Annotated in this window: 2 protein-coding genes and 1 tRNA gene; 2 read left to right on the top strand and 1 reads right to left on the bottom strand. The window is 70.4% G+C overall.

Features of this window, described 5'->3' with window-relative positions; translation table 11 throughout:
• Positions 1 to 312: 312 nt before the first annotated feature.
• Positions 313 to 1,263: a GTP cyclohydrolase FolE2 gene (gene folE2, locus D180_RS13175; protein WP_198526554.1), complete on the top strand. Its 951-nt coding sequence runs from the start codon at positions 313 to 315 to the stop codon at positions 1,261 to 1,263.
• Positions 1,264 to 1,507: 244 nt separating this feature from the next.
• On the opposite strand, the gene D180_RS13170 is transcribed toward folE2, so the two are convergent.
• A tRNA-Glu gene (locus D180_RS13170) sits at positions 1,508 to 1,582 on the bottom strand.
• A gap of 29 nt (positions 1,583 to 1,611) precedes the next feature.
• On the opposite strand from D180_RS13170, the gene pcnB reads away from it, so the two are divergent.
• Positions 1,612 to 3,025: polynucleotide adenylyltransferase PcnB (pcnB, locus tag D180_RS13165; protein ID WP_106406904.1), on the top strand; the 1,414-nt coding region annotated here is incomplete at its 3' end.

Genomic DNA, 3,025 nt, shown 5'->3' with positions numbered 1-3,025 from the left:
AACCCCTCTCCCGGTGGGAGAGGGGCTTTGGCTTTTCCCTCTTCCCGCCGGGACCATGGCCCCCTTTTAGGGGGAAGGTGCCCCGCAGGGGCGGATGAGGGGCCGGGCGAATCCTTGCGGGCAGGTCCGCGCAGCCCATAGACATTGATTGATGTCCTCCCGGCGATGGTGCTGGGCACCCCAACGGCTGAGGTGTGCGATGGGTGGTCCCGTGGTCGCACACTTCATGTGTTACTTTATAACAATTGCTACTTTGACTTCCTCGCCGTCCCTCGCTCCCTTGCCGCTCCCGTCGATCCGATGAACCTGCAGATCCCCTCGCCATTGCCCGATGTCGCCGCCGACGAACCTTCGCAGATCGCCGCTCCCCTGAACTGGGTGGGTATGGACGGCATCGCGCTGCCGATCAGTCTGGACATGGGCGAGGGCGCGCCTGCGGCACCCGTTCCGGCGCAGGCCGCGCTCGCCGTCGACCTGCCGTCGGCGCAGGTCAAGGGCATTCATATGTCGCGGCTGTACCGCCTGCTCGACGAGTGCGCGCAGCAGCCGCTGTCGCCGTCGCGGCTGTCGCAGTTGCTGCGGGCGATGGTGCATAGCCACGCCGACTGCGCCTCGACCGCGGCGCGGGTGTCGCTGCGCCTGGAACTGCTGCGTCGCAGCCCGGCACTGCGCAGCCCGGGGCTGGCCGGATGGCGGGCGTATCCGCTGCGGATCGACGCCGAGCTGCGTGGCGGCGTGGTCCGGCTCGGACTCGACGTGGATCTGCTGTATTCCTCGACCTGCCCGTGTTCGGCGGCGCTGGCGCGGCAACTGCTCAGCGAAGCCTTCGTGCAGCAGCACCCGGAACAGGCCTCGCTATCGCGGGAGGCGGTGGCGGACTGGCTGCTCCGGCACGGCAGTCACGCCACCCCGCATAGCCAGCGCAGCGTCGCCTCGGTGCGGGTCGGCGTGTCGGCGCGGGCGGTGCGCTTCGACGCGGAGGGCGTGATCGCGCTCGCCGAGCAGGCCCTGGCCACGCCGGTGCAGGCAGCGGTGCGGCGCGCCGACGAACAGGCGTTCGCGCGCCGCAACGGCGAGAACCTGATGTACGTGGAGGACGCCGCGCGCCGCCTGCAGCAGGCGCTGGGTGCGCGCTACGCCGAGGTGCAGGTACAGGTGCGGCATCTGGAGAGCCTGCATGCGCACGATGCGGTGGCGGAGACCGCATCGGCGCCGGTGGCGGTCATGGCCGGGGAGGCCGCCCCTGACTTGGCGCAGGCCTGACCGCGACCTGCGGGTGGTCGGTACGTGCGCACTGATGCCGACCGGGTCGCACACGTCGCCCGGGCTGCCCCGGCGTTCCAGGTAGGCTTGGGTCGGCGTGCTGGCGTCTGCAGCCGTCTGGCCGAGGACGATCGACACCCGCGCAACCAGGAATGAGACGCGTCGGGCCGTGGCCGGCGCCGAAACGCAAAAAACCCCGCCAAGGCGGGGTTTTTGCTGTGTCGCGCTGCAGCCGAAGCGAGGATGGCGCTCCCTAGGGGACTCGAACCCCTGTTTTAGCCTTGAGAGGGCCACGTCCTAACCACTAGACGAAGGGAGCGTTGGTCGCGTCGATTGCAGCGCGCTAGTATATGGGTCTCGCCGCCCTTCGGCAATCCCGCAACCCGATACGGAAGCGCCATCATCAATCCGCCAGTTCCATCGCCATTCACCCTGCGCGCGATCCCGCGCGACCAGCACCCCATTTCGCGCAAGGACATCAGCCCCAACGCCCTGCGCGTGCTGTACCGGCTGCGCGAGGCCGGCTTCGGCGCCTACCTGGTCGGCGGCGCGGTCCGCGATCTGCTGGTCCAGGTCCAGCCCAAGGACTTCGACGTCGCCACCGACGCCACCCCCGAGCAGGTTAAGCAGCTGTTCCGCAACTGCCGCCTGATCGGCCGCCGCTTCCGCCTGGCCCACGTGGTCTACGGCCGCGAGATCATCGAGGTCGCCACCTTCCGCGCCAACGTCGACGACGGTAGCGGCGACCGCGAGGTGGACAACGGCCGCCTGGTCCGCGACAACGTCTACGGCAGCATCGAGGACGATGCGGTGCGCCGCGACTTCACCTGCAACGCCTTGTACTACGCCATCGAGGACTTCTCGGTGCGCGACTACACCGGCGGCTTCGAGGACGTGCAGGCGCGGCTGATGAAGCTGATCGGCGACCCCGAGCAGCGCTACCGCGAGGACCCGGTACGCATGCTGCGCGCGGTGCGCCTGGCGGCCAAGCTCGGCTTCGAGATCGAGGCCGGCACCGCCGAGCCGATCCCGCGCCTGGCCGGGCTGCTGGCCGAGGCCGCGCCGGCACGGCTGTTCGAGGAAGTGCTCAAGCTGTTCCTGTCCGGCCACGGCGTGGCCAGCTTCGAGGGGCTGGAGCGGCACGGCCTGCTCGCCGCGCTGTTCCCGGAGAGCGCGGCGGCGCTGCGCTCCAACCGCAGCGGCGCGCTGCGGCGGATGCTGATCGAGGGCCTGCGCAACACCGACAACCGTGTCGCCAACGACGAGCCGGTGTCGCCGGCGTTCCTGTTCGCGCTGCTGCTGTGGCCGGCCTACTGCCGCGCGTTGATGACCCTGCAGAAGCAGGGCATGCAGATGGAGGAGGCGCAACGCCGCGCCGCCGACCGGGTGACCCTGCACCAGCTGAGCACCGTGGCGCTGCCGCGGCGTTTCTCGCTGCCGATGCAGGAGATCTGGCTGCTGCAGTCGCGCTTCACCTCGCGCCAGCGCAAGCGGGTGGTGCGCACGCTGTCGCATCCGCGCTTCCGCGCCGCGTTCGATTTCCTGATCGTGCGCCAGTCCGCGTCGGACGAGCACGCGGCCGACATCGCCTATTGGCGCGAACTGCAGCAGCAGCCCGGCTACGCGCCGCCGCCGCGCGGCTTCGATCCGGAGGTGGACTACGCCGGCGACGAGCTTGCGTTCGCGCCGCCGGCCGACAGCGAAGAGACCCCCAAGCGCCGCCGGCGCCGGCGCCGCCGCCCGGACGCCGCCACGCCCGTCG

Source organism: Xanthomonas sp. SHU 166 (assembly GCF_000364685.1).
Lineage (GTDB): Bacteria > Pseudomonadota > Gammaproteobacteria > Xanthomonadales > Xanthomonadaceae > Xanthomonas_A > Xanthomonas_A sontii.
Note: the sequence above shows the minus strand (reverse complement) of the source record. Positions and strands in the feature narration are given on the sequence as shown.